This is a genomic window from Eubacterium ramulus (assembly GCF_003122485.1).
In the GTDB taxonomy this organism is placed as follows: Bacteria; Bacillota; Clostridia; order Lachnospirales; family Lachnospiraceae; genus Eubacterium_I; species Eubacterium_I ramulus_A.
Map to the genome: position 1 here is coordinate 1 of NZ_JRFU01000233.1, position 1,605 is coordinate 1,605.

At 45.2% G+C, this 1,605-nt stretch carries 1 protein-coding gene and 6 tRNA genes; all 7 read left to right on the plus strand.

The window, feature by feature from the left end:
* Positions 1-103 precede the first annotated feature (103 nt).
* The 7 genes from LG34_RS16070 to LG34_RS16100 all read left to right on the plus strand — a co-directional run bounded on the left by LG34_RS16070 (position 104) and on the right by LG34_RS16100 (position 1,411).
* Positions 104-598 (plus strand): metallophosphoesterase family protein, encoded by a 495-nt coding sequence (locus LG34_RS16070; RefSeq protein ID WP_347486831.1) that lies wholly within the window; start codon positions 104-106, stop codon positions 596-598.
* Between the two features lie 252 nt (positions 599-850).
* Positions 851-925: transfer RNA gene (locus LG34_RS16075), tRNA-Pro, on the plus strand.
* Between the two features lie 6 nt (positions 926-931).
* Positions 932-1,002, plus strand: a tRNA-Gly gene (locus tag LG34_RS16080).
* Between the two features lie 29 nt (positions 1,003-1,031).
* A tRNA-Arg gene (locus LG34_RS16085) sits at positions 1,032-1,105 on the plus strand.
* Between the two features lie 42 nt (positions 1,106-1,147).
* Positions 1,148-1,221: transfer RNA gene (locus LG34_RS16090), tRNA-His, on the plus strand.
* Positions 1,222-1,250: 29 nt separating this feature from the next.
* Positions 1,251-1,322: transfer RNA gene (locus LG34_RS16095), tRNA-Gln, on the plus strand.
* 16 nt (positions 1,323-1,338) lie between these two features.
* Positions 1,339-1,411 (plus strand) — tRNA-Lys (locus LG34_RS16100).
* Positions 1,412-1,605 lie beyond the last annotated feature (194 nt).

Below are 1,605 nucleotides of genomic sequence, written 5' to 3' on the forward strand. Positions count from 1 at the left end.
GCGCTGACCAGAATCACGCACCAAGTCTCACGTGCGTTCGACTTGAACTGATAGATTGGCATATAGAATCTGAATGTAATGATAATTTTGTGAAAAGGGAGGGATGGAAAAGATGAAAGTTTTGATCGTGAGTGATACGCATGGAAGACATGCAGGAATTGAGGAAGCTATTGAGCGGGAATATCCATTTCAGAAGCTGATCCATCTTGGGGATGCGGAAGGATACGAAGAATATATTGCAGAATTGGCTGAATGTCCGATTGAAATCGTTGCGGGAAACAATGATTTCTTTTCTGACCTTCCAGATGAGAAAATTATCTTCATCGAGGATTTTTGCGCTCTGATCACACATGGACATGCCTATGGGGTGTCTATGGGCTACCAGAATATCAGAAATGAGGGCAGAGTGCGTGGCGTGGATGCAGTCATGTTTGGTCATACACATCGACCGTTATTGGAAGAAGATGATGATCTGATTCTGCTGAATCCGGGAAGTCTATCCTATCCACGTCAGAGAGGACGTCAGCGTTCTTATATTGTGATGGAAAAAGAGCGTGGGAAAAAGCCGACATTTGAAATTCGTTATCTGGATGATTAAGAAATCGTATCTTGTTTTTTCTATTTATGGAAGAAGAGATAGGAAAAGCTAACTTGAATTTTATAAAAAATTTTTGAAAATATTTGGATATTCCAATGTATGAAATGCCTGCGAAGCCGCAAAAATAAAGGGTTTGCGGGCATTAGAAAAGTTTTTGAAAAAAGTTTTAAAAAGTTGTTGACAAAATGCGTGGGTTGCCATATAATAATTCTTGCGTCGCGGGTAAGACAACAGCGATGCGACAGAAAAATACGGGGTGTGGCTCAGCTTGGCTAGAGCGCCTGGTTTGGGACCAGGAGGTCGCAGGTTCGAATCCTGTCACCCCGATTATATGCGGGTGTAGTTCAATGGTAGAACACCAGCCTTCCAAGCTGGATACGTGGGTTCGATTCCCATCACCCGCTTTGTTATGAAAGGTTCTCATAACAGTTGTGTGTTCGTAGCTCAGCTGGATAGAGCAACGGCCTTCTAAGCCGTGGGTCGGGGGTTCGAATCCCTTCGAGCACATTGTCAGGAGTTTCGCCTGATACCCAAAGAAATTTGGACATGGTGGGTATAGCGCAGTTGGTTAGCGCGCCAGATTGTGGCTCTGGAGGCCAAGGGTTCGAATCCCTTTATCCACCTTAAATCACTCCTGCTTGGTTGTAAATAATGGGCTATCGCCAAGCGGTAAGGCACAGCACTTTGACTGCTGCATTCGCTGGTTCGAATCCAGCTAGCCCAGCTCAATAATTTCATATGGGTGTGTAGCTCAGTTGGTAGAGCACTTGACTTTTAATCAAGTTGTCCCGGGTTCGAACCCCGGCACGCTCACTATAAAGAACACGAAAGTGTTCTTTTTTTTGTGCCGTGGTTTGAACAAAGGTTCGGTCTCCGCTCCGCTTCGGTCGGCGCTAAACAGACGTCCACCGGACGTCTAGCGCCCCGGCACGCTCACTTTAAAGAACGCGTAAGCGTTCTTTTTTTGCTTTATAGGAAAGTTCGATTTTTGCCGACCTCTTGAACGA

Bases quoted from the DNA above. Each gene is read 5' to 3' on its own strand.
- LG34_RS16070 (WP_347486831.1), top strand. From the start codon at position 104: ATGGAAAAGATGAAAGTTTTGATCGTGAGTGATACGCATGGAAGACAT.